20 protein-coding genes and 6 pseudogenes are annotated in these 24,344 nt (G+C 55.0%); 15 read left to right on the top strand and 11 right to left on the bottom strand.

Features of this window, described 5'->3' with window-relative positions; genetic code table 11:
* Positions 1–20 precede the first annotated feature (20 nt).
* A pseudogene (locus C492_RS14575) lies at positions 21–200 on the bottom strand (IS5/IS1182 family transposase); the annotation flags it as partial.
* 228 nt (positions 201–428) lie between these two features.
* On the opposite strand from C492_RS14575, the gene tnpC reads away from it, so the two are divergent.
* Positions 429–1,799: an IS66 family transposase gene (tnpC, locus tag C492_RS14570; RefSeq protein WP_394295478.1), complete on the top strand. Its 1,371-nt coding sequence runs from the start codon at positions 429–431 to the stop codon at positions 1,797–1,799.
* Positions 1,800–1,897: 98 nt separating this feature from the next.
* Here tnpC and C492_RS14565 read toward each other — a convergent pair.
* Positions 1,898–2,659, bottom strand: a pseudogene (locus C492_RS14565) (transposase); the annotation flags it as partial.
* Positions 2,660–3,774: 1,115 nt separating this feature from the next.
* Here C492_RS14565 and C492_RS25385 point away from each other — a divergent pair.
* The 5 genes and pseudogenes from C492_RS25385 to C492_RS14540 form a co-directional block, all read left to right on the top strand.
* A pseudogene (locus C492_RS25385) lies at positions 3,775–4,143 on the top strand (hypothetical protein); the annotation flags it as partial.
* A 131-nt stretch (positions 4,144–4,274) separates the two neighbouring features.
* Positions 4,275–4,595: a DUF7344 domain-containing protein gene (locus C492_RS14555; protein ID WP_008424892.1), complete on the top strand. Its 321-nt coding sequence runs from the start codon at positions 4,275–4,277 to the stop codon at positions 4,593–4,595.
* A 303-nt stretch (positions 4,596–4,898) separates the two neighbouring features.
* Positions 4,899–5,258 (top strand): hypothetical protein, encoded by a 360-nt coding sequence (locus C492_RS14550; RefSeq protein ID WP_049893090.1) that lies wholly within the window; start codon positions 4,899–4,901, stop codon positions 5,256–5,258.
* Positions 5,255–5,749 (top strand): hypothetical protein, encoded by a 495-nt coding sequence (locus C492_RS14545; protein ID WP_008424890.1) that lies wholly within the window; start codon positions 5,255–5,257, stop codon positions 5,747–5,749. Before C492_RS14550 ends, C492_RS14545 begins: the two co-directional genes overlap by 4 nt.
* Positions 5,750–5,918: 169 nt before the next feature.
* Positions 5,919–6,275, top strand: a complete 357-nt coding sequence (locus C492_RS14540) for a calcium-binding protein (protein ID WP_049893098.1) — start codon at positions 5,919–5,921, stop codon at positions 6,273–6,275.
* A gap of 1,306 nt (positions 6,276–7,581) precedes the next feature.
* Here C492_RS14540 and C492_RS14535 read toward each other — a convergent pair.
* Positions 7,582–8,091, bottom strand: a complete 510-nt coding sequence (locus C492_RS14535) for a hypothetical protein (protein ID WP_239643447.1) — start codon at positions 8,089–8,091, stop codon at positions 7,582–7,584.
* A gap of 61 nt (positions 8,092–8,152) precedes the next feature.
* Here C492_RS14535 and C492_RS14530 point away from each other — a divergent pair, with 61 nt between their 5' ends.
* A complete protein-coding gene (locus tag C492_RS14530; RefSeq protein ID WP_049893089.1) occupies positions 8,153–9,325 on the top strand; it encodes an ISH3 family transposase in 1,173 nt (390 codons plus the stop codon).
* Positions 9,326–9,499: 174 nt separating this feature from the next.
* Here C492_RS14530 and C492_RS14525 read toward each other — a convergent pair whose 3' ends face one another.
* Both C492_RS14525 and C492_RS14520 read right to left on the bottom strand, forming a co-directional pair.
* Positions 9,500–9,760, bottom strand: a complete 261-nt coding sequence (locus C492_RS14525) for a hypothetical protein (protein ID WP_008424883.1) — start codon at positions 9,758–9,760, stop codon at positions 9,500–9,502.
* 1 nt (position 9,761) lies between these two features.
* Positions 9,762–10,499, bottom strand: coding sequence for a DUF5058 family protein (locus C492_RS14520; RefSeq protein WP_239643446.1), 738 nt, complete (start codon positions 10,497–10,499; stop codon positions 9,762–9,764).
* Positions 10,500–10,689: 190 nt separating this feature from the next.
* Here C492_RS14520 and C492_RS14515 point away from each other — a divergent pair, with 190 nt between their 5' ends.
* Complete coding sequence (locus C492_RS14515) at positions 10,690–11,994, top strand: amidohydrolase (RefSeq protein WP_049893088.1); 1,305 nt, start codon at positions 10,690–10,692, stop codon at positions 11,992–11,994.
* On the opposite strand, the gene C492_RS14510 is transcribed toward C492_RS14515, so the two are convergent.
* Both C492_RS14510 and C492_RS14505 read right to left on the bottom strand, forming a co-directional pair.
* Positions 11,978–13,213: a Zn-dependent hydrolase gene (locus C492_RS14510; RefSeq protein ID WP_008424879.1), complete on the bottom strand. Its 1,236-nt coding sequence runs from the start codon at positions 13,211–13,213 to the stop codon at positions 11,978–11,980. The two genes, C492_RS14515 and C492_RS14510, sit on opposite strands and share 17 nt — an antisense overlap.
* A gap of 383 nt (positions 13,214–13,596) precedes the next feature.
* On the bottom strand, positions 13,597–14,481 hold the full coding sequence (locus C492_RS14505; RefSeq protein ID WP_049893087.1) for a hypothetical protein: 885 nt from the start codon (positions 14,479–14,481) through the stop codon (positions 13,597–13,599).
* A 203-nt stretch (positions 14,482–14,684) separates the two neighbouring features.
* Between C492_RS14505 and C492_RS14500 the strand changes: the two genes are divergently transcribed.
* Complete coding sequence (locus tag C492_RS14500) at positions 14,685–14,900, top strand: helix-turn-helix transcriptional regulator (protein ID WP_049893096.1); 216 nt, start codon at positions 14,685–14,687, stop codon at positions 14,898–14,900.
* 259 nt (positions 14,901–15,159) lie between these two features.
* Here C492_RS14500 and C492_RS14495 read toward each other — a convergent pair whose 3' ends face one another.
* Positions 15,160–16,335 carry an O-antigen ligase domain-containing protein gene (locus C492_RS14495; protein WP_239643445.1) on the bottom strand — a complete coding sequence of 392 codons (1,176 nt, stop codon included), beginning with the start codon at positions 16,333–16,335 and terminating at the stop codon, positions 15,160–15,162.
* A gap of 227 nt (positions 16,336–16,562) precedes the next feature.
* Between C492_RS14495 and C492_RS23085 the strand changes: the two are divergent.
* Positions 16,563–16,904, top strand: a pseudogene (locus tag C492_RS23085) (ISH3 family transposase); the annotation flags it as partial.
* A gap of 309 nt (positions 16,905–17,213) precedes the next feature.
* Positions 17,214–18,041, top strand: coding sequence for an AAC(3) family N-acetyltransferase (locus tag C492_RS25945; protein WP_083898859.1), 828 nt, complete (start codon positions 17,214–17,216; stop codon positions 18,039–18,041).
* Between the two features lie 59 nt (positions 18,042–18,100).
* Here the strand turns inward: C492_RS25945 and C492_RS23820 are convergent, their stop codons facing one another.
* The gene (locus C492_RS23820) at positions 18,101–19,003 is read right to left on the bottom strand and encodes a hypothetical protein (RefSeq protein WP_152424921.1); all 903 of its coding nucleotides are present in this window, start codon (positions 19,001–19,003) and stop codon (positions 18,101–18,103) included.
* A 262-nt stretch (positions 19,004–19,265) separates the two neighbouring features.
* Here C492_RS23820 and C492_RS23075 point away from each other — a divergent pair, with 262 nt between their 5' ends.
* Positions 19,266–20,735: a flippase gene (locus C492_RS23075; RefSeq protein ID WP_008424868.1), complete on the top strand. Its 1,470-nt coding sequence runs from the start codon at positions 19,266–19,268 to the stop codon at positions 20,733–20,735.
* 103 nt (positions 20,736–20,838) lie between these two features.
* On the opposite strand, the gene C492_RS25000 is transcribed toward C492_RS23075, so the two are convergent.
* Both C492_RS25000 and C492_RS24995 read right to left on the bottom strand, forming a co-directional pair.
* Positions 20,839–21,477: an IS630 family transposase gene (locus tag C492_RS25000; RefSeq protein ID WP_049893085.1), complete on the bottom strand. Its 639-nt coding sequence runs from the start codon at positions 21,475–21,477 to the stop codon at positions 20,839–20,841.
* Positions 21,478–21,593: 116 nt separating this feature from the next.
* Positions 21,594–22,052, bottom strand: coding sequence for a helix-turn-helix domain-containing protein (locus C492_RS24995; protein WP_083898857.1), 459 nt, complete (start codon positions 22,050–22,052; stop codon positions 21,594–21,596).
* 102 nt (positions 22,053–22,154) lie between these two features.
* Here C492_RS24995 and C492_RS23065 point away from each other — a divergent pair.
* The 3 genes and pseudogenes from C492_RS23065 to C492_RS14470 form a co-directional block, all read left to right on the top strand.
* Positions 22,155–22,866, top strand: a pseudogene (locus C492_RS23065) (DDE-type integrase/transposase/recombinase).
* Positions 22,867–22,916: 50 nt separating this feature from the next.
* Complete coding sequence (locus C492_RS23060; protein WP_083898856.1) at positions 22,917–23,522, top strand: GNAT family N-acetyltransferase; 606 nt, start codon at positions 22,917–22,919, stop codon at positions 23,520–23,522.
* 91 nt (positions 23,523–23,613) lie between these two features.
* Positions 23,614–24,344: pseudogene (locus C492_RS14470) on the top strand (transposase); the annotation flags it as partial.

The raw sequence follows: 24,344 nt of genomic DNA, 5'->3' as shown, positions 1-24,344 counted from the left end.
TCGCCATAGGGCGGTGGAATTCACTGTTTCACGGCACGCTTGATGTTATAGACGACACACATCAGAGCGATTTCTCGAAACTCACGAAACCAGGACCGCGCTCGCACGGCGAAGCCGAGCGAGCGCTTGACAGCCGAGTTGACGGTTTCAGTCATAGAGCGCTGATTGTAGCATTGTTCGTTGATTCGTATGTGTTTAGCCCGAGCTGATTTCGGTACTGTCTCGTAGGAAGCGTTCAACGGACGCGATATGAACAGGCAGCAGACATCGGATACGNGTATGTGTTTAGCCCGAGCTGATTTCGGTACTGTCTCGTAGGAAGCGTTCAACGGACGCGATATGAACAGGCAGCAGACATCGGATACGACTCTCAGGGATGGGCTCCGCTGCGGAGCCCATCCCGTTGCCTCTGCTGTCATAACTAGTTGGTGGAGTCTGTGAACGCAGACGATTTCACCAAAGAAGAGCTATTTTCTCGGTTGCTTCAGCTTGAGCAGCGGGTCGAAGAACTTGAGCAAGAAAACAAGCGGAAGGACAAGAAGATCGATCAGTTGCAAGAGCAACTTGACCAGAAGGACGAGCGGATAGAAGAACTCGAAACACGTCTTCGCAAATACGAAAATCCGCATACACCGCCCAGTAAGCGACGGTCGGGGACTGACGAGTCCCCGACCTCGCAGGACGACGAAGACGAGAATGTTCGAACCGACGGCGGCACTCCCGGACGGAAGGACGGTCATGATCCAGAGTGGCGTGTAACAGCTGATCCCGACAAAGAGATCGAAGTCTCCCGTGACTGTTGTCCCGAGTGTGGCGAACACTTCGACGAGTCGGTGGGCGTCAGCCCCCGACTCGTCGAGGAGGTTCCTGATCCGCAGCCTCCTGAAGTCACCCAGTACAACCGCCACTGCTACCAGTGCGACTCTTGTGGAACAGAAACCGTTGCTACACACCCCGACTGCCCCGATGAGGGGCAGTTCGGGGTGAACGTCATCTCCCAAGCNCACGCGACCGAGCGCGCTGCGCGCGCCGGTCGCTGCGAATACGAACAGATTCGAAGACAGATTCAGCAAGCAGAGATCGTTCACGTCGATGAAACTGGTATCAAACGCGAGGGTGAGCAAGCGTGGATCTGGACGTTTCGGACGAGAAAGCACACGCTGTACGCCGTAAGAGAGAGTCGTGGGAGTGATGTCCCCGCGGAAGTCCTCGGCGAGGACTTCGCGGGAACAGTCATCTGCGATGGGTGGACGGCGTATCCAGCGTTCAGCAGTAATCTTCAGCGGTGCTGGGCACATCTTCTCCGGGAAGCCGAGGACGTTGCTAGTGACCACGAGGAGGCAGAGCCGGTTCACCGGTATCTCAAACAGATGTTCGTCGGTCTCCAGTCGTGGCTGGAGACCGACCCGAGTCCTCGTGAGAGAGCACAGATGCACCGATCATGCCAGAACGGGCTTAGATCGCTCGTTGAGCGGTCAGTAACCGACGAGGCAGTGGCAACACTACTCGGGAAGATCGAAGGAGGGATCGACCACTGGCTCACCTTCGTCGGTGAGCCAGCGGTCTCCCCGACGAACAACGCAGCTGAGAACGCACTTCGTGAACCAGTCGTTCTCCGGAAAATCATCGGGACACTCCGGAACGATCGAGGTATGTTCGTTCACGAGACGATCTTGTCCCTGCTGGCGACATGGCGCCAGCAGGGACGCAATCCCTACGAAGAACTTCGCCGAGTCGTCAGCAACAATGAGATGATCTCACGGGCTCACGCTGTGCCGGCTGTCGAGACTTCGGGGTAAACTCATACNGAAGAACTTCGCCGAGTCGTCAGCAACAATGAGATGATCTCACGGGCTCACGCTGTGCCGGCTGTCGAGACTTCGGGGTAAACTCATACGTTGATTCTGGCGTTGTGTGCGTAGTCGTAAGGCGCGAAGATACGATGCTTGATCAGCGGTCTGATGTTGATATCACGCAACGCTTCACGGAGTGACTGCTTGTCATAGCCTTTATCCGCGGCAAGAGACCGCAGATCGCCCGCGTTTCGGCGGGCGATCTGCTCGGCAAGGTCTGCATCGCTTCCTTCACGGTTCGTCGAACAGTGAACGTCAAGGATGGCTTGAGACTCTGTATCAACGAGTTTCGTGACTTTGAGCTTCTGCACGCTGTAGCTGATTCGCTGGCAGTAGTGACGGCTCGCGGCAGATCGTTCGTAGAACGTGGCGTCGATCGCGCCNACTTTGAGCTTCTGCACGCTGTAGCTGATTCGCTGGCAGTAGTGACGGCTCGCGGCAGATCGTTCGTAGAACGTGGCGTCGATCGCGCCATGCTTCGAGGGATCGTGCAGCTGCGCCGACTGGCGCAGCAGCACTCGACAGATGCTCATGCTGATTTGGTCGAACGCTTTACACAACGTAGATGGAGAGGGGAGATCGGCCGCTCTGAGGCCGATCTCCCCGGTTATTTGTGGCATCTCCTTGAGCAGGTCAATCGTCATCCGGTAGGACGTGTCAAGGTAAATCCGCAGACAGTGCAGGGAAACGAGCGCATAGTCGGCGAATCCGCCGCCACCTTCCGGGGCGGCGGATTCGCCTCCATCACCAGTAACGGTTTGAGCAACCGGGACAACTTCGCTAATGAAGCGGGAGATTTGCGTCATGGATACTCGCAGTCTCCCGCTTCAACTCCTTTGACTTAGCGACCTACCCCAACGCCGTCTAGTGATTCAACAGAGCCCTCGAGGTAGGCGTCGCTCGAGCACAGTATGTCGAGTACATCAGTATCAGGTGCGCAATAATTAGAATATCATATTATATTTTGAGGTTTATATCTGTATTCGGTGAATTAACAATAGATGAGCTGAAAGACTACGAGAAGATGAAACACGAAGGTCAGAATGACTACCTTAGTGAACTATATGACTGACGAGGAGCAGCAAGTCTGGACTGCCTCGTGTCGGTCAGGCGGGAAGACACAGCTTCATACTTCACCCAACTGTTCGGCACTGCAGAGGGCGAATGAGGTGTATGGCCCAAAGCCCCAGTCTGTATATTCTAGCGACAGCGAACTCTGCTCTCTTTGCACAGGAGAACGCAAAAGTCGGGGTGGGTGGAAAGAGATCCATCGGAAATTAGCGAATCCGGAGTTCGGCCCAGAAGACATTGGATTAGACTGATATCCGTCCACAGCGATAGTCGTCGGCTTTTGTGCTGTATCTCTACTTCTCTACCGCTGGATTGAACAGGAGAGTTCTAGGAGAGGACTCTCCTGACTGTCCATGATTACGATATCGGTGCGGTTCGTGAGGGGACGGTGGTCCGCTCCACGATTGAGTTCGGACAGCCGCACCGACACCTCACTGGTCTCTACTCAATATATAATGGTCTTTCGGAATAGATCGATCCACTCCTCCGTCGTTTCATCTCTTAGCAATCCACGTTCTCGAGGAAGAAGTATCTCCACATAAATGAGTGAAGGACTCGCACCACGATCCCGGTTCCCTGCTGGGGTGAACTGATCGGTGGCACCAGGGCTCCCACTGATTGACACCGTCGGGGGTCTAGATGCCAACCGACCAGTTACGACAGGCAATCAGTTCCGTTCTCTCGACAGCCACACTGTCGGTGATCGGTATTGCAGAATCTACGTACAACTATATTTCCCACTATCCAGTATACCCTGGCTGTATTTCGAACCGGGTGAAATCGAGCAGCGAAATCGCACAGTGCGAGCAGCCCATCAGCTCGAGTTGCCAGCAGTAGTGCACCCATGGCACTGATTGCGATCCTTGAACCCCGCCTCGAGCGCGCCTTCCGTGCGGGGGCGGTGCCCGATGACGTCCGCATATACGGCGTCCGCAAGGCGGCCCAGCGCTGGAGTGACGCCCGGCAGGCGCTGACGCTGTTTCGCCAGGCCGGCGAGCCCGCGGGCGGACTGTTGGTCTCGGAGCGGTGCCAAGAACTCATCCGAGAGTTCTACGGCTATAAGGAAGACCACGTCGGCGGGCCGACTGCCGTCGACCATTGCCTAGACGCGCTTCGCTACGCCGTGATGGGCACGATAGCATACCGCCGTGGGTACACACCGGGTGTGATCGCCCGATCGCCCGGGGTGAGTGGCGTGGTATCCGTCTCACCACGGTAAACCGCGAGTGTGAGCCGGTCGCCGGCGCGGTGCTGGCAGCCGCCCGGCGGGTTCGCGAGCTGAACCGTTCATGCAACAGCGCCCACGTGCTTTGGGAGGTGCCTTTTTTCTGCTCCCTCCCGAGGACAGGTATGGAAACCCACGAGGTGTTCGCCCTTCTCGCCGACACCGATCGCCAGCACGTCCTGACGGAACTGCTCGAGAACGATGGCCGTGCCACGGTGGGTATCCTAGCCGACCAGCTCGCCGCCCGGCGGCGAAATCGTGCCGCCGAGTTCGACCGGGAGCGCGCCGAACTGCGGCTGGTCCACGATCACCTCCCGCGGCTGGCCGACCACGGCGTGATCGAGTACGACCGCGAACGCGGGGTAGTGGTTCTCGAGGACGCCGCCGACCTCGAGCCGTATCTGACCGACCCGACGCGCAGGCAGACGATCCCGCTCGATCCGTAGACGGCGCCTGCGGCGCGGCGCTCGCGGTGTGTGAGGGCTCGAGGCGGTGACCAGCTCGGGCACCAGCGGGACCTCGGCGGTCGAGCGACCGTGCCGCGGGTCCCGAACCGGTACGTTCCGTGGGTGACTCCCACACAGACACACGTAGTTCCGTCGAACATGAGCACGTACGACGACTGCTTCGGCGAGACGACGCCCGAGGTCTGTTCATTTTCTTTATTTGCAGTGAGAAGGGGATAAGGTACAGCAGGAAGACACGCTTGAGTCCACGGATTCAAGGTCTCTCTCTGCGAGTCACCACATATGTCCGATGATTCAGAAACGTCACCGTCGTTTCTTACATCGCTCCCGAGCCAACCTATTACAGACGACATTGTGAAGCAGATTGGCGAAAGTGATACTTCGAAGATTCGCGGAGCCATGGGTTTTCCAGGATCGACACCCAGCGAAATCGAAGCGTTCTTACTGGAGATGGAAGCGAGGACGTACGTGATTGTCTTTAATCGAAGCGCGGAACAATGGCAGGTCTACAAGTCCTTCGAAACGGAGGGGATGAGCCATCAAGAGATCGTCGATCATGCGAGCGAACTCGCCAACGAGTGGCTCGCGCAAAGTCTCTCAGATCGCATCGCGGCCGCAGAAAAGACTGAACCGGACACATGATCCTGCGCTACTACGCCGATGCGGATGTCCGAGAGTGGCACGATCACACGCTCCGGCTCTTGGGAACACTTCACGACGTGCACGGCATCGCAGTCGAGATCGACCGAATCGACGAACAACACGGACCTCTCACAGAGTTCCCCGGCGAAGTACGGTCCCTGACGCCCGCGGAAGTCTACGAGCGTGACCTCAAACGCAACCAGAACCTGAACCAAACCATCGACCAGACTCCTTCAGAGGCGTTTAAACGCTACGGAAAACTTGACGTCGCTGGGAACATCGCGGTCGTTGATGACGAGGGAACTGTCCAGTGGGCCTCGACGCTTCCGGGCTACGCAGACGGTTATAGGCCGGGTGCCGCGTCACGGACCGCGATGGACTTCTTGGAGGACATCGCCACCTCGCCGAGCAACCGTCTCTGTGTCGACTGCCTCTCGCTGCTGGACGGCGACGAAAATTTCTGTCCGAACTGTGGTTGTGAACTTCCGTAGCGCAGTACACTGGCGGATCGACAACACGACCTTGCCAGTATTCATCCTCGGTTTCGGTGAGCCTCCGACAACGAACACACCGGGTAGCCACCTCGATACCGACTCGGTTGGTGGGTTCGAGATGCCGACATCCCGGAACGTCTTACTCTCAGGCACCCTACTGTGGATCATGGTGCCATCAGACAAGGACGAAGAACGGGAGGAACGTATCGAGATGGACATCATCGTCGATACCTACAGTCTAGAAGAGCAAGCGATGGGCTGGTGTGCCTATCTGGATGACACGATGGACTTCCCCTTTGAAGCGCGATGTGCCATGGAACGCGAGGAGTCGCCCCTGGAGAAGGGTGAAACGGTACGGGTAGTCGGTATGTCTCCGACAGAGCCGACGCTCAGTCAGATGTTCGTGACGGTGGAGTGGATGGATCGGGAACTCGGCGTACCACTGCGTCAACTGGAGTCCGTTGAAGCCAGTGGTGAGACCAAGCAAGCGATCGCAGATTGGCACTATTGGTTGGATCAGTAAAGCCGCTTGACTGCGGTGACCCGAATTGTCGTACAGGGTCCAGAGGCGGTAATTCAGATATGCTCTGACGTGGACCGATTCACTCAGCAGAGGTAGCTCTATGAGAACCCCGCTGAAATCCCTGGAGCGTGAAGTGCCTCGGGGCTCTAGAATTAATTGCTATCGTTGTCACGTGGGTCGCTAACAAGTTCGTACAGTCCGGTATCGTATAGATTTCGTACGTGGCCGTGCTCCTCGAGACGTTGAAGGCGCTGTCCGAGATACGTGCTTGTTACATCTCTCCGACCCTCATCGTTCATTCGGTCACGTGCGTACACTGGTGTTACACGCCCCTCAAGTAGATACTCCAACAGATCTCGATCAACATCGCGTAGATCACTATCAGAGAGAGCCATACTGCTTGATTCGCACACTTGCATTACATACTTATCGCTATCTGATCTTCGGTTGAGCGTTTCCTGGATCTAAAACAAGCTCCCGAATCAAGTTTGAGAAGCAAACTATATATTGCTGGGTGTCGTAGTAGAGACTGAAGAAGCGCAGGACTCCTGAGTCAAATCAGGTGGTGTCCTAGCACCACCTGCGCTTCTCGAGGTACGAGAAGCATGCCAACTACGAACGCAACCGTTGAAAAGCGTACTGCTGACGAACTGTGCAAACACGACTGGTGTAATGGGCCGGCCGGGGACCAGTTGCCCTGCTTCGCGTGTTTCAGCGTCCGCAGCACAGAGGAGGAAGATGGTCGCTGACAATTGCCGGTGGTATCGTGCCGAACATCACGAGGAGCCAACCGTCACAGCAACGCCGACACAGATCCTTCACGGCCACCCGGTCGGATCCAGACCCGACACGGCCGTCTGCATCGGCTGTGGATCACCTCTCCACGAGACCGACATCGTATTCGCGTACGCGTATCGCTGTGCCGACGCCACACAGTGGGACGTTCCGCGGCTATATTGTTGGGGCTGTGCGCCTGGCCGGATTCGATCGCCAACACTCGGGGCGACCGAAGTGCTGGTCGGCGGCCGTCTCGGTACGATCGCACTGCCTACGCCACGCAGGCCACAACTGTGTCTGACCGAACTCGCGTTGTGGGTACACAGCCCGCCGACGGATGGATGCTCTCCATGAGCAGGCACCAGTATAGTGGCTTGAAAGTCGCCTGCTAACGCGTGGTACAACCAAGACAGTCATAATTGGGGGGCAACCGCTGACGGCCCACGCGAAAGCGTACTTGAGGCCCAAGGAAACGTGCAACCTTGAACTCCCCTTCGGAGAATCCCCTGATCTTAGTCATGGTAGGATGTCAAGAGCTATCCGTCGTGCGTATCATTCCTCGTTCCCACATCCATTTCGAGATGAACATCGTACCGAAGACGGCGACGATGATCACCACGTAAATCGGGTCACCGGGTAGGAGCGCGAAGTATCCGAATTCGTACAGCAGATTCGACACGAAAGCCAGAGCGAGGGCGATAGCTGCGACTTTGGGGAAGTCCCGTCCGAACTGTGCAAAAATCGCCCCGAATATCGCCGGGACGAGATAACTTTCGAGAGCGTTTTGCCACAGCCCCGGGAGCGCCTGAAACACGGAGACGAGACCGATAACGCCGACAGTGAGGATCGAGATATTCACGAATATCGATCCAGCGATACCTAGCGTGGAGATGATGTCTCCCTCCGGCGTGCCGATCTCGACATCAGCAGCCTCCTGCGCTGCCGCAGAACTCGGCAGCCGGAGATTCGAGATGTTCCCCGACAGAAACGCCATATACGTTCCCGAGACGCCAAGTACTGGATAGTCGGTAGTTCCCATCGAATCAGAAGTTAGTCAGGACTGATAAGGTTAGATTCTCAGGAAGCGTCTGGATGGGTGTATGAAGTTCCTCTACCATCCAGACACTGTTCTTACGGCCTCTGACCTTGAAACCTTAGCGCTTGATCTCCTCTCTGAGATCCCGATCCCCGGAGTCGAAGGCTGCGGCTTCGACTCCGGGATCATCCGACAGACGCTCCTCCAGGCTGCTGTCGATCAGAAGTCGATCAAGGCTGTCACTGACACCACTCGTAAAGCATACTCCGATGACTATACGCTTGCCCAGCTTCACACCGTTCCAGCTGCCGAACTCGAAGCTACTGCCAACCGTCTTCTCTGCCAGCAGGCGGCGATGATCCTCGGCACCGGGCCGAGGATCATCTGCCTCGACTTCGTCGATATCCATTATCACGGCTGCCCACACGCCGATGATGGAGAACTCTGTCACACGAAGCCTCGCGATGGCACCTCCCAGTGCCATCGCTACCTTGCTGGATTCGTCCTCTGTCAGGCCAAACCTCTCGTCGTCGCAGTCACACCCGTTCGAAGTGACGAACCAAAGAGCGACGCAGTCGAGCGATTGCTCGACCACGTCGCGGCTCTTCCGTTTGAAGTCGCTGGCCTCCTCGCCGACCGTGGATTCTACGACGGTGCGTCGATCAAGCGACTGGATGCTGCAGCAGCAGTCGCTCTCCCAATCATCCGCCGTGGAAAGCAGATGGCCGAAAAACTGGACACGACAGTTTCCTACTGGACGGAGTACGTGATGTACGAGGGAAGCGAGCGGGAACTGCGCTTCCCGCTCGCGGTCTGTGTCTCTTACCAGCAGGGCAACCGAGGCAAACACGGCTTGCTCGTCCGAGCGTACGTGGCGTGCGATCTGGCCGATCGCACGCCGAAGGAGGTCGAAGCTCTCTACCAGAAACGCTCAGCCATTGAGACCGCGTTCAGGACAATGCGCGAAGCGCGTGCGCGGACAAGTACAACTGATCCAGTCGTTCGGTTGTTGTTCGTTCTCGTGAGTTTCTTGGTGCGGAACCTCTGGCTCATCGTTCGCTGGGGTGTGCTCGCCACGCCGCGGCGCGGCGGGCGAGCACTGCCTGTTTGGTTTCGTTTTGAAGTCTTCCGTGAGTGGCTCGACCACGCTCTTGACGACACGTTGTGTCGGAAGTGGGAAGCACCGACCAATGGTGTCGGCATCCCAGCAACCTACGGCCAGCTGGACGCGGGCTGAATCCGCCCGCGTCCAGCGCTAGTCCTGGAAAGAGCGACTGCTGTAGATCCTCTTTCAGGAGACGGCGCTCTCACAGTTGTGAGACCGCCGTCTTTGTTCGAATCGATGAATTCGGTGCTCTGATCTTGTTCGCTTTGCTCCAGAAATCGAGTCAGCAATCAGCAACGATGGGAACTACCGATAGTAGGAGATCGGTTCGACGAGCCAAAACGCACCCCACGCACCGATCACGGACACGAAACCACCCAGAATGGCGCCCGTCGGCGGCAGGATTCCGTACACGCTAAGTAGGACCAAGGCCGGTCCGAACGAGAGCGCAACAGCGAGCAGGTTCGCTCTCCGTCCCCACTTGTGTATATACGGAATGAACTCCTCTTCGTAGACCTCCTCCTTTTCACGACCCTTAGACCGTTGTTGCGTCTGTTTTCCAGCCATATTACCACAGCCCTCCGAGCGTCACTTCGGTGACGACTCCCGCGAACAATCCGACGATCATTGCCGTTCCGAGAGCCCACTCTCTGATCCACTGAATGTCTCTGTTGTCCGCGATTTGGAGCAGTGCGAGCATCATGAGTCCGCCGACAGCAACGGAGGCCGTAAACGGGCTGCCGGACATCACCTCTCCGGTAGCGAGATACCCAAATGCGCCAAGCATGGCTGCAGCACTGATGACCGGGAGCAGTGCCTCTCTTCCGCTCCCGATCCGTTGTCTGACCGTTTCCATATGCGGAGTGAACAACCCGGAGATGACGAGCCAGCCAACCGCTCCGAAGGTCATCACCCAAACTGCGTTCGCGTACGCGACCTCCGTAAGCCCCTCGTCACCGAGAGAGTACCCTAACTGTTGTGTCCCAAGTTCGGCCGCCGAAAGTTCGAACATCACGGACCCGATCGCGGAGAGTCGCATCCACGCGATCGCGCCCCCGACCGTCGCGACCAGCGCCATCATCCCGATGAGGATTGCGACCGCCGGTCCGACAGCCGAGATCATGCCGGCCCTCATTCCCGTTTTGAGCTGGTCCTCAGACATTCCCATCCGTTTTCCCGATCTGTAGGCGCGTCGCATGAAGAGACCCGCCTGGGCGATTACTAACAGGACGACAAGACCTGCAGCAGCCCACATATATGCGCTGTTTGCAACGTCCATATAGAGGGGGTTTCTCAGAAGTCCCATATGTTGTATCATATCACCCGAAATCCACCCTGCAAACGACTTTATTCTTTGGATTGTGGAGGGGAGAACTGGACTTTGAACTCGTCGCTCAGAGTACTATGAAGACGGACGTCCGCCCCGATTCTTCTCCATTCTCCAACGCGAGCGTCCATTCATAGTTTTAAGACACAGCAGCAGATAACTGCGTGTCATGGTATCAGCTGTTCGGACACCGGATAACGAGTATCTCGTGGAGCTGCGGCGTGAGTTTCACCGATATCCCGAACCCGCATGGCGCGAGTTCCGAACTACCGCACGGATCGTCGACGAGCTTGAGCGACTGGATGTCGACGAGATACACGTCGGTCCCGACGCTATCGATCCTACCGAGCGCTTAGGTGTTCCCGACGAACCGGAACTCTCGCGGTGGTTCGAGCGAGCGGAATCGACGACGGATCGATCCGACGTCCTCGAGCGAATCCGGGGCGGGAATACGGGAGTCGTCGCAGTTGTCGAGCGCGGTACCGGGCCGACCGTCGGGCTTCGGGTCGATATCGACGCGCTTCCGATCGAGGAGGCGACCGCCGACGGTCATCTGCCCGCCGTCGAGGGGTTCCGGTCAGAAAACGACGGCACGATGCACGCCTGCGGGCACGATTCTCACATCACGTTCGGGCTGGGAACGCTCAAGACCGTTCTCGAGAGCGATTTCGAGGGAACGTTCAAGGTCTTTTTCCAGCCCGCCGAGGAGGTTCTGGGTGGCGGGAAGCCGATAGCTGCCGGTCCGCACGTCGAGGACGTCGAGTATCTACTCGGGGTCCACGTCGGTCTCGGTCACCCGACGGGTGAAGTAGTGGCGGGTATCGACGACGCACTCGCGCTGAGCAAGTTCCACGTCGAGTTCCAGGGCGAATCCGCACACGCCGGATTAGCGCCCAATCGGGGACGAAACGCGGTCCAGGCTCTCATAACCGCCGGCGGAAACCTGTACGGGATCCCCCGGCACGGAGGTGGCAACACGCGCGTGAACCTCGGCAACCTCCGCTCTGAAAACGCTTCGAACGTTATCGCGGATCGGGCTTCGGTCGACGTCGAAGTTCGCGGCGAAACCACCGAACTGATGCAATACATGCGCGACACGTCCGTTCGAATTCTCGACTCCGCCGCCGAAATGCACGACTGTACCGTCGAGACGTCGCTCGAAGGACACGCGCCGAGAGCGGACAGCGACGAGGGCGTCGTCGATCTCGTTGCGCGAATCACCGCGGATCGAAGCGACGTCTCCTCAACCGTTCGGCGCGACGCGTTAGGGGCCAGCGAGGACTTCACGCATCTCTTACAGGCTGTCAAATCGAACGGCGGCACGGGGGCGTTCGTCGGCATCGGAACCGATCATCCCGGCGGCCACCACACGCCGACGTTCGACGTCGACGAGGACAGCCTCTCGATTGGCGTTGCCGTCCTCTCGAACACCGTGCTCGAACTGCTGGCCTCGGGAGTCACACGTCGTCGGTAGCCAGTTTGAGCGCCGCTCTTGCCAGCGTGTTCGCCGCGCTGTAGCAGTCCTCCCAGCTGGTGTACTCCGCTTCGGTATGGCTCTTGCCGTCCTCGCTGACCGCGAAGACCATTCCCGCATCGCACACCTCGTCGGCGTGAGTCGCGTCGTGAACGCCCCCGCTGAACACCTCCATAGAATCGTAGTGTAGTTCGTCGGCCGCCCGCCGCACGGCGTCGACACACCGGTCGTCGAAGTAAACCGGATCCGCACTGGCGCGGTCTTCGTGCTCGAATGTTACGCCCTCGCGTTCGGCGGCAGCCTCGGCCTCCCGTAGAACGCGCTTTTCGGCCTCCCGAATCGTCTCGGCGTTCGCATCGCGAAAGCCGTACGTAACCGAGACCTCACCCGGAATTACGTTGATCGAGTCCGGCTGTACATGGACGGATCCAACAGTACCGACCGTTCGCTCACCGAGCGTGCTCGGAATCCGTCTGACCTGCGTAACGACGTCGGCCGCCGCAACCATCGCATCGCTGCGGTGGTGCATCGGCGTCGCCCCCGAGTGGTTCGCCTCCCCGTAGAACGTGATCTCCCCCCAGGTCAGGCCGACGATGCCCGTGACGATGCCGACGTCTTTCTCGTTGCTTTCGAGATACGGCCCCTGTTCGATGTGCAGTTCTAGGTACGAATCGTAGTCGGTGGCCGGCTCCGCTGGGTGATCTCCCTTGTAGCCGATCCGTTCGAGCGCTTCCTCGACGGTAACGCCGTCCTCGTCGGTCACCGCGTATTGCTCCGCTACATCGAGCGTTCCGGCCCAGACGCCACTTCCCTGTAGCGTCGGTTGGAACCGCGATCCCTCCTCGTTCGTCCAATTGACGATCTCGACGGGACGCTCGGTTTCGATTCCGCGGTCGTTGAGTTCGCGAACGAACTCTAGAGCGGCGACCGTTCCCAGCGCACCGTCGTAGATGCCACCGTAGGGCTGGGAATCGAGATGCGAGCCGACTAGCACCGGCTCGAGATCTCGTGTTCCCTCCCGGCGGCCGAACATATTTCCAAACTCGTCGATTCGAACGTCCAACCCCGCTCGCTCCATCCGTTCGTGAAACCAATCTCTTACCTCCTTGTCCTCGTCGGACAGCGCCAAGCGGTGCAGGCCGCCGTTTTCCGTCCCACCGATTTCCGCCTGTGTCTGCATCGTTTCGACGAACCGGTCCTCGGTCAGCGTGAATTCCATACTCTTTGGTCTCATTCTCGGACATTAAATTGGGAGGGCGATAACTGTCCGTTCGATCGGCGCTCTCTCGCGGTCCCGAGCGAGAGCGTTCGAGCGGGACGAACGCTCGTGGACGTCAGGGTACTCGAGAGACGTGGAACTAGAGAGTTCCAATGAGTTCGAGTCATCGATCCGTCCTCGACGCTCTCGAGTCGTCGATTGGCTCCGGTGACAGCTGGTGTCCTCGGGGGACGGTGTGGGGCGCGTCTCGAGCAATGACCGACGACGACCGATCGAGGACGGCCCGACGGCTACTCGTCCCTGCGTACGAGGTAGACGTGTCGCGATGGTGATGCGGTGGGAGCGTGTGAGTACTCGCTCGAGCGCCCTCGCTGGGGTGGGGACTATCTCTCGCCGTGGACGTCGGCTGTCTCCGGTGTGCTGTCGGCCGTCGTTCCAGGGATGTCCGCGTCCGTCGGGAGGACGAGCCGCCGTTCAGTGTAGGAGAGCCCGTTCTTGCGCTGGGACTTCCTGTGGACCGCGAGGCGGTGCTTCGAGAGCTCGAGGACGGCATCGATCGTCCGCGAGACCAGCTTCTTGGCGTAGGCGTCGCTGATGCCGTCCTCCTGGCGACGGATCCAGTGTTTCAGGTCGCCGGCGTTGATGTATGCTTGGATGTTCTTGCAACCCGTCTCCCAGGGATCGTCGCCGACCGTCGAGTCGGTGCGAGCCTTCCAGAGCTTTGCGGCGAGTCTCGTTGGAAGGGCGTTGGTGGTCGATCGACGCATATCCTCGTCGAGTCTGGCAAGCTGTTGGATCGGGAGCAGGTCGCCGTGGGCGAGTGTCGCCTCGGTGCGATCGAGCGGGTCCTCGGCGTCGGGGAGGCGGTAGTAGGTTCCGTCGGATTTGGTGAATCGCTCGAGGTACTCGGCCTTGATCTCGAGGTCGTGTTCGTCGACAGTGTCGGTTCGGAGGTGGGCGCCCTTCTCGAGTTCGCGCGCCTGGAGCTCCTCGATTCGGTCCTTGTTGGCGCCCGTGCGGTTTCTAGTGGCCTCGGTGAGCGCTTCCGTCTTGTCGACTCTTTTCTGCAAGGCTTCGTTCTCCTCCTCGAGGGACCGGACCCTGCGTTCGGTCCGCTCGAGGGTCGTCTCGAGTTCGGTCACGCGCTCAGCGAGCCGTTCGTTCTGCGCTCGGAGGTCGTCGACAGCTCGAGCGAGGTCCTCGAGGGTGGCGTTCTCGCGGTGCTCTCCGTCCGAAACATCTACTGTAGTCGGTGGCGTATGCGACATTGCTGGCTACTCCAGCACGGGGGTCGGTGCCTTGAACACCGGCCTCAGATTCTCCGAGGCGCTCCGTGCTCATTGAGCAGTGGGTCGGCGTCGCTCTTAGTAGTTGTGCAATATGCATATGCATAGTAGATGTTCTTACGAACAGTTCTAAGTGCGTACTATCGGGATATATGGCCATGGCTACGTCACGGATCAGTAAACCGATGGACCCAGAGGATCTGCGGCCAGCCGACGAGCAAATTCTCGATCAACTACAGCAGGGGCGAGCGACGAAGGGTGCACTCGTCGACTGGACGGAGTTCTCGCGGAACACGGTGTATAACCGGCTCGAGGTCCTCGAGGCTGCCGGCCACGTGAACTGCGTCCACGAGGGGACGCGGTTGTTCGAGTTAGTCGATGATCCTCGAGACTCCGGGTAGTGGATTCGTCATCGGAGCGGGGAATACTCCGAAAGCCCCTGGCGGTATAGACTCGCGCGCCTCGCTGCGCTGCAGTGCTTACACAGTGAGACTTTGTTTCGTTTGCCTCGCTCACTCCGTTCGAGGGGACTTTGTCGTGCTTCGCCTATACCGCCAGCCCCTGTCATTCCACCCGCGGTAGTTTGTTAGAGGGCTGTCTTTGGTGGCTGTCAAAGCGGATAATCATTGTCTCAGAACCGGCTGAAGAGAAGGAATTGCGCTATCGAATCGTGAACTTCGATCGAATGTCGGTAACCGGTCCGTCCGCCTCCGGCGAGTAGAGCAGGAGGCCGAGACAAAGTCCCAGCATGATCGAAGAGATACTGAAGCCGCCGAGAAACAGCGACTCGAAGCCCATATAGCAGAATATCCCGACGGAGAGGCCGACGACGTACGCGTTCCAGAGCGTCCAGCGCTTTCGGATTCCCTGGCCGAGCGCGTAAACGAACGACCCGAGGTAGAGTCCGCCGGCGATGATTCCAGTGTTTAGAATAGGATAGATGTAGGAGTTGTGCGGCCCTCTCGCTTCACCAATCTCTTCAGCGGTATCGGCAAATCCAATGCCGAACATCGGATCGAGAGCGAGGCGCTCGAGTGAGGCCACCCATCTGTCGACGCGGGTCAGCAGCGTCGTTTCCATCACGTCGCCGACGTGGCCGAGACGAATCGCAACGTAGACGCCGAGGATCGCCACGACGAGGCCGAGAAATCCGAACCGGCGATCGGAGCCGGAGAGGACGAGAACCGAGCCCGCGGTGAACCCCAGGAGCGCGGCGTCGCCCTCGCTCAGCACGAGCCCCCCGAGGCAGAGTAGGAGGACACCGAACCAGACCACGCCGCGCCGGGCAAAGTAGGTGTATAGTGCCGTGAGCGTTCCAACCATCATAACGAAGCCGTAGCCGTTAGGATTCGAGAAGATCGACGGTGTCCGTATCCCGTCGATTCCCATCACCGTGCCTCCAACGGTGTCGTACAGGGTATGGCTCGTCTGGGTTTCCTGCCAAACCATTGCGAGCCCGACCGCAGTGAGCGCGACAGCAATGAGCGTAAGCCCCATCGCGAATATCTGTCGCCGACCGATAATGAGAGTGGGAAGCACGAACACCGTCGCGAACACGGCGACCGGGGTCGCGGCGATATAGAGGAGGATCTCCGCGTGCGGGTTGTGGTAGTAGTGCGCGAGTAGGCCAAGCCAGTAGCCGCCGATCAGGAGCAGGAACGCCGCGTCGAACTGCAGCCGAATCTCGGGGTGCAACAGGCCGTACGCGGAAATCGAGACCAGGAGCGCACCCGTGAGGATGTAGCCGATATTCTCGGAGAAGAGCCAGCTCGTGATAATGAGGCTACTGATGATCGGCAGGAGCGCGAGTAGCGGGAAATAGACCGGGACCGACATTTCGCCCTCCGATTGTCCGAAGATGTGCCGTCGTAGATCTATTGTCATCGAGTTCGTGCGGTACTATGCTCGCCGTGTATTTATATCTCGTAGCGGGACAGTCTACTGGGTAGTACGGTCGTGCTCCTGGGTTCGCACGAGACCGCGACGCGGATGACACCTCGAGCCAGTTCGACCAGCGATCGTCGGACCAGACTTGACCGCCGGCTGGCCGGCGTCCCGGCCCCGAACCGCCGTTCATCGACACACCACAGGATGAACGAGAACACTATCGTAAGCGCTTCGGTATCGAGTCAAGCTATCGATTAGCCAAGCAGAGTCTCGCTCTCACCAGTTCTCGGGACGCCGGGCTTCGATTATTGCTGTTCGTCGTGAGTCTGTTGCTGCAGAACGTCTGGCGATACTTCCACTGGATGTACGTGGCGGCGCCCCGCCGCGGGGGGCGCCGCCTCTGGGAGTGGTCGTTCACGGAATTCTGTGAAATGGTAGTTCGTGCTGCTTGGACAGCTCTCGGTGTGCGCAGAGCTATCCCAGCGAGTCAACCACTTGACGACCGGTTCTTCCGGTAGCTGTCCCTGAATTGGGGCGGCAGTCGTGAGTGACGACACTGCCGCGTCGGCGGGGAGCCGCCGCCGACAGCGACCGACCGCCGCCAGAGCTCACAGTTATCATCGTTCCGAAGGCTATCCAGGCGTCACAGACGCGGAGTCAGTACCTATGGCGGAGATCGTGAGTTTCTTGATGTGATCGACTGAATCTAGCAGTGCCAGCAACTGGATGCTGTTTGTTCCAAGTCATATCCACTGCATCAACTGATTAGTAGATCAACAAGACTTATGGCCAACACCTTTTTAGTACCATATTGAGAGTTTTATAATATGGTGTCAATAGAAGAGGCAATCAGGGTCTATACAAACTCAGTGGCTGATTTCGCATATCGGAAGGGACCATTGTCTACACAAGCCACCCCTTCAGATACTGATCCAGAGGTATTCCATGATCTTCTTTGCCGCTATAATTCCGATACGGTGTTCACACACGTTGGGTTGAGTGGGGTAAAGTCGGCATTTGGACAAAATCCCTATTCCTTTCTATTTAATGAACTATGTAATGAGTTTAATTCCGTTCTCGCACCAGGGTATACACCACAGTTTCGAGAATCTGGCGAGTTTGATATCCAGAATAGTGAACCAGCCTACGGGGCTTGGTCTCGACTTTTTTTGGGTGATTCAGACCATCGGACTGACGATCCAATCCACTCAATCCTTGTTAATGGACCATATCGATTTAATGGTTGCAATACGAGAGACACCTTTGCTCAGGACGGTTGTTTTGCCCAAATTGATACGGATAACATCTTAATATTTAATATCGGAACCCCGTGGCTAATGACAACCCAACACCATTATATTGAACGAAGGTGTGGGGTCCCATATCAAGAGTATCCTACCTTTACGGGTAATATAACCTATAAGGATGGGCTCACGGAAAGTGTTAAACAACGGAATGATTCATATACACTATATGCCCGACGTGCCGCCCGAAAAGTCCAGCGTGATGCTGTTGATGTAGGGGTTGTCGAGGAATTTAATTTGAATGGACTCCTTGTCCTAGTGTTTCGAGCCCAAGAATACCGGCGATTTATTGCAAAGAAAATTCAGAACGACCCTTATTATCTTGTTTCTGCATGCCAGCCATTGATTTAGAATTTCTATCAGAGATATAGATCGGGCCTTTATCTAACTCTCTACACGTTAGCTGACTTCTATTCGGCTAACGTTTTAAGAGCACCGTCGACACTCCCATCAGGGTGAGAGAGCGCGTCATAGAACTTCCTAGGAGGGCCAACCCATGCCCCCATATCAAGAGCCATCTCAATTATCTCCCGATATGCTCGGGCCCATCCCGGAAAATCAGGCTCGTGAAAGACCCTTTGGTGCCAATCTGCAACGATGACGCCCCGCGAGTCGCGAGCCTGTTCAAGAACTTGCTTAGCACTGTCAATGCAGTCTCTGTACTCACCAGCCCCCATAACGGCCCCATCCATGAGAGTCCACGGGAAAACAACGAATTCGTCGCCAAATGGACGAATAACTTCCCCGATATCTCGAGGTGGAGAAACAGTATGGGAGTCCCCAAGGGATGTATCATATTTGACCCCAACATCGCGTAAATGCTGCCAAGTATTTGGAGGTTCAAGACGCCAGTGGTGTTGTCGATTACCGTTGACCTCGGTGCCCGATGCCAGCTCAATACGTTCTTTTTCGGCAGCAAAACGTTCGGGCTCGACCGAAGAGTTAAATGACCCTTGAAGAGAGATTTCCCAACCGTGGCGATCAAGTATCTTGAAAGTAGACTTAAGTTGAGGATTTAAGACATCGTATCGCCCCGCGTAGAGTTGGACACCGTCTTTTGAAAGTTGTTCTCGGATTGGGCGCTCCGAAAATCGATCCTCCGCAAGAATATTGAAAGATGACCGTACGTCGAACGAGGCTTCAAGATCCATAATCCGCTCAAACTGCCACCAAGGGTTGTTTGATGAAAGTAGGCCCAGTGCTTTCTGTGGTTGTTTTTCAATAAGGGCTTCATATAGGTACTGATAGCTTTTGTAAACGCGATCAACGTCATGAGACAAGCATAGTCCGAATGTATAACCGCTGTCCTTCATTGTATTCTTACCAGGTGCCATTGACATCAAACCAAGTAATAAAATCACTCAGTAACTGAAAAGATTTCTGAATCGTCTTTATATGAAATGGTGTACCATCAAGTTACCATTCTTTATTACCCAAATTTTTATCTATATATAGGAATTTATAAATCTTTCTTTCCAGAATTCTCTAGCACTAGTACATTTATTAAAATGACGTTTTCTATTCTCCTAGTTAGAAACCATAGATAAAAGGTAGTGTATGAGAGAGTCTATTTGCGTGGAGCTAACGCAGACTCTGATATCTAGGTTTAAATCGGAATTCCTTGGAAGGATCTCCGGGAATATAGCTAGTGCAATTTTAATAGTTGCATTAGCTAGACTATTAAATCCTGACTCCTACGGATTGTTATTCTTGACGATATCAATTTTAACAGTTGCTAAAACCTTCAGCAAGTTGGGTGTCGCAAAGTCTTCGGCTAGATATATATCTGAATATAAAGAAAAGAATCACGGGCAGATAAATCATATTCTTCGTTTTTCTATGATATTTAATATAGGAACTGCAGCATTAACTATAATAATATTTCTTATAATTAGCCCTATTATCATATCTTTAGTTAATGAACCACGTATCGGTGGTTTCCTATTTATTGGTGCTGTATATATATTATTCGGGACACTAACTACCTATTCACGTATAGTTTTACAGGGCTTTGAGGATATTAGTAGCTCTTCACTTATTCTTGTAATTGATCGAATGACTCGACTTTTTTTCTCTGTCGGTTTAGTATTACTAGGTTATGGCGCAATAGGCGGGCTTCTTGGGTACTTAGCTGGAGTTTTACTTGCTTCTTCCGTAGGTCTATTAATTCTATACAGAGATTACTATACCAAAGGAGGTTCTGAAATAGCTATGGAATCTGGTTTAAAGCGTAGAATTGTAGAATATTCCTTACCACTTACAGCAACAGATACAGCAGACAGAATAGATAAGGAGTTTGATACTATTTTAATTGGGTTCTTTCTCTCTCCAATATTTGTAAGTTATTACGCTATAAGCAAGCAAGTGATAAGGTTTCTTGGTACACCGGCAACAGCATTGGGGTTTGTGATTTCACCTACGTTCGGTGCACAAAAGGCATCTGGTAATTTAGATAGTGTTCGGCAGATGTATTATAAATCATTAATAAATTCACTCTTATTATATGTACCAATGGCCGCGGGGTTAGTTATAGTAAGTAAAGATTTCTTGAAGATAGTATTTGGAAATGATTACGCAGGTGCTACGCTTGTTTTACAAATTATGTGTGGTTATACAATACTGCAAGCAATCACTCGAATCACTAGCAATGGACTAGATTTCCTTGGTAGGGCTAAAATAAGGGCCTGGTCTAAGATAATAACGGCAGTCTTAAACGTGCTATTAAACATACTGCTTATTCCTTTTTTCGGAGTAGAAGGTGCTGCGATCGCTACTCTTTTATCTTACGGGGCTTATACCATGAGCACCCTCTATATAATGCATATTGACGTAGGTATTAATATACGTAATTTCATATCTGATCTGATGAAAATAGTATTGATAACCAGTATTCTGTCAATCGTTATAATAACTGCTGTAGATCAAGTAGCAGGTATCTACACTCTGATAATTGGTGGAATATCTGGTCTCCTCACTTGGCTTCTACTGATAATCTCATTTGGATATGTCGATTCGGAAGATTTGAAAGGCGTTTACTCACTGTAGGTTGCGTGCTGTCTATGAAAGATAGGTTATTCATTCAAAGGAAGCAGGTAGTTGTCAGACCTCACTAAAGGGCACGTCTAGTGCGCTCGCAAGCGTGGATAGTCTAGTCCGCTTCTTTCTTCTTGATGGTTGGATAGAGCCGATGTAGCTTCGTTCGAGCATTATCGGCAGTGAACTGCCAATCGATCGAGACGGGAATCTCATTGCGCTCGGTTTCCCACGCGGCGACCCCCGTTCGGAGTGTCGCCGCGTCAGGAATGCGTCGGTTGAGGCACTGGGTGCGAAGCGCACTCAGCTCGATTTCCGCCATGTTGAGCCAGCTCCCGTGTTTCGGCGTGAAGTGAAACTCGAATCGGTCGAGATATTCTCGTGCTTCCTTCGGGGTATAAAACTCGTAGAAGGCAGCCGGATTATGCGTGCTGAGATTGTCGAGCACTACCCGGATGCAGCCTGCATCCGGGTAGTGCTCATCCGCAAGCTCTTGCATTTGTTCGACGAACTCGCGCTTGCGTCGTCTCGGCGTGACCGTGGCGTGCCGCCAGCCGGTGAGCGGTTCGGTGGCGACGTGGATTTTTCGCTCACCGTTGCGTTCGTAGTGGGTGTCTTCGCATGCGACCGCTCCCGGTGCAACCGGGAGCGGGTCGCGTACATGCCTGTGGAGCGTTTTGCTCGATTCATCGAAGCAGATGACTGGGCGGTCTTCGTCATACGGTTCGTGGTAGAGCGCAAGAACGTCTTCCATGNGCTCGATTCATCGAAGCAGATGACTGGGCGGTCTTCGTCATACGGTTCGTGGTAGAGCGCAAGAACGTCTTCCATGCGGTAGACGAACTCAGCGTTCTGTTTTGCTGGAATCAGTCAGTATTTCGAGCGATGGGGTTTCAGATCGTTTTTTAGTCGCTGTCGAACGGTCTCTCGGGAGATCGACTCGAGGTCGATCTCCTCGAGAGTGACCAACCGATCGGCGAGAAGTTGATACGTCCATCGAGAGTGCCCCTCTGGTGGTTCAGAGCACGCGAGTGCGATCAAATGAGCCTCACCACGGCCATCGAACTTTGGCTCGTAGTCGCGGTCGGGCTTGCGGCGGTGAAGCGCCGCAAGCCCTCGCTCGGAGTACGCTTTGCACGTGCGATATGGTGTGGAGATCGAACAGTCGAGGTGCTCACAGATCGCGGGATCTGTGAGCCCCTCATCAGCCTTTAGAAGGATTCGTGCACGGGTGATGTCCTCAGCTCTGTGTTCACCCGTCGAAATAAACGCCTCAAGTTCGCTTCGTTCCTCGTCAGAGAGGTTGACGATGTGCTTCTTCCGTCCCATCCCTGTAAAGAGGCGCTCAGAGGAAATAAGCTAAGCAGTCGACGCTTGCGAGCGCACTAGTTGAGTCAGTTTGAGAAGTAAACATTGGGTGGATTAGCAATAATGCTCGCAGACCTTCTCAGCGAGAGCTACGAGGGGAATTTAGAAGAAGCTTGGGAGAACGAGCTTAGGCGTTGAGCGCTCTCACAGAACGGTCTGGTACTATAGTAACAACTGAAACTGTTTGCACACCGATCGCACAGTAGTCGTGCGATCGGGTGCGCACTGACTTTCAGTGGCTACGATAGGTACATTGGCTGGCTGACAGCGTTCCAAACCCGTTAACGACAAAGCCGTTGCGGCTCGCTATTGATGAGACCGCTGTCAAGATCAACGGTAACTGGTCTTGGGTGTATGCCGAAATAGACCTAGAGTCACGGCTAATACCTGATGTCGCAATGTTCGGATGACGCGGCACCGATCCAGCTGTTGCGTTCCTCCATCGACTCACCGAGAAACTCGATCTCTCTGAGACGGTGTTTCTCGTCGATGACTACGGCTATCTGACTGCCCTCAGTCGTCACGATTTGAGCGGTCAACTCAACTATATCAATCAAACCGCATCGAAAACCGGTTTCCCACATCAAAGATATGGGTTGACCGCTTCCACAATTCGTGGATAGGCAGTCGGACGAGTGTCAGAAGTTGGCCTGAACAATATGCACACTATTATAACACACAGCGACCGCATCAGTCACTCAACGGACAGACACCGGAAAAGGTGCTAACTAGACAATGCCATTGGCAAGATATTGAGAACACGGAAAGAAGATAGTCAATATTGATTCTTAGGATATATGCATATTGAGATAGAACAGTTATGCTATGATTGAAACGCTGTTCTATAAAAACAGATATGTACTCGCAACTACCGATAGAACGTCGGGAGGAAATTCAGATGCGGATATTATGCTTTACGACAAGCCACCAGGCGATGTTTTTAATTATTTAGAAAATAAACGGAATAAAGATATACTTACTAAGCGGGTAGAAGCAAGCCATACATCTATTGCAGTTGCCCGAAGGGATGGAGAAATTGTCGGTACTAGTTGGCTGCTAATACCGCAGAAAATTGTCTGGCACGATAAGATTGCCGTTCGGCCTGGTGAAGCTCTGTTGTTCGATGCGTCTGTTGATCCAGACTACCGACGGCAAGGAATTTACTCTGATCTTCATTCTGCACGAGTGGAAAAATCTCTATCTGAAAAAGCTGATGTTGTACTTACCGTGGTTGAGTCAGCTAATAAAGCTTCTCTCAAAGCAAACCGCGATCTTGGAATGAAACTTCTATCAGTAAATCACCTGGTGAAATTTTTCGGCGTAAATTTCCTTTCTGTTGAGCGTGGCGGTAGAGAATATACAACGGTCCAAATTGACGTACCAAGTATACCTCAATTAAAGAGGCGTATTCTCGATACTTGCCGTGTTTGATAGATTGATGAAAGTGCTCTGTTGAATAGCGATCTCATCAGCCGATATCGGTGGCTTAGAAGGATGAAGCCGAGGAATTCGATTCTGTCCTATGGAAATCGATCTCCTCGACTTCGTTGAGCAGTGTCGTGATCTAGCTAAACAAGCGTTGGGGAAGCACGCGGGCGAGCCCGCCAGCGGCGGGTTCGCCCGCTGGGTCCACGTTGTTCTGCACTGCTTTCGGCTCGAAGAAGGCCACAGCTACCGTGAAACGCCGAATCGGCTGAAGTATATGGCCGAGATTCGTGAAACACTCGGCTTAGATCGGGACGATCTGCCGGACTACACCACGATCTACAAATCGTTCGACCGGCTGAAAATGTGGGTATGGCGGGCGCTGCTGCGCGTTTCCGCGCAGCAGCACCCGCAGTCTGGCCATGCCGCTCTCGACAGCACGTTCTTCGACCGTCGTCGTACGTCGTCGTACTTCCGCCAGCGGTCAGGAAGTACCGTACAGACGCTGAAAGTGACGACATTAACTGATGTGGAATCGCTTGCGGTTCTCGACGTTCACATCACAGCACGGTGGAAGCACGATACGAAGACTGGACCGCAGGTCGTCCGCCGAAACGCGGACGACCTGTAGTCCGTCGCCGCCGACAACGGCTTCCAAGACTGGCATACCGAGTACGAGATTGCCGCATTTGACGTTGAGTACCTCGTTCACTATCGTGGATCCTCACCGAAAGCAGCTCTGAACAACGTGCTCAACCGGGCAAAGGGCTACTCACAGCGCTGGATGGCCGAAACGTCGTACTCGACAGCCAAGCGCTCGCTCGGCGA

Source organism: Natronococcus jeotgali DSM 18795, assembly GCF_000337695.1.
Taxonomy (GTDB): domain Archaea; phylum Halobacteriota; class Halobacteria; order Halobacteriales; family Natrialbaceae; genus Natronococcus; species Natronococcus jeotgali.
This window is presented reverse-complemented; position numbering and strand designations above follow the sequence as displayed.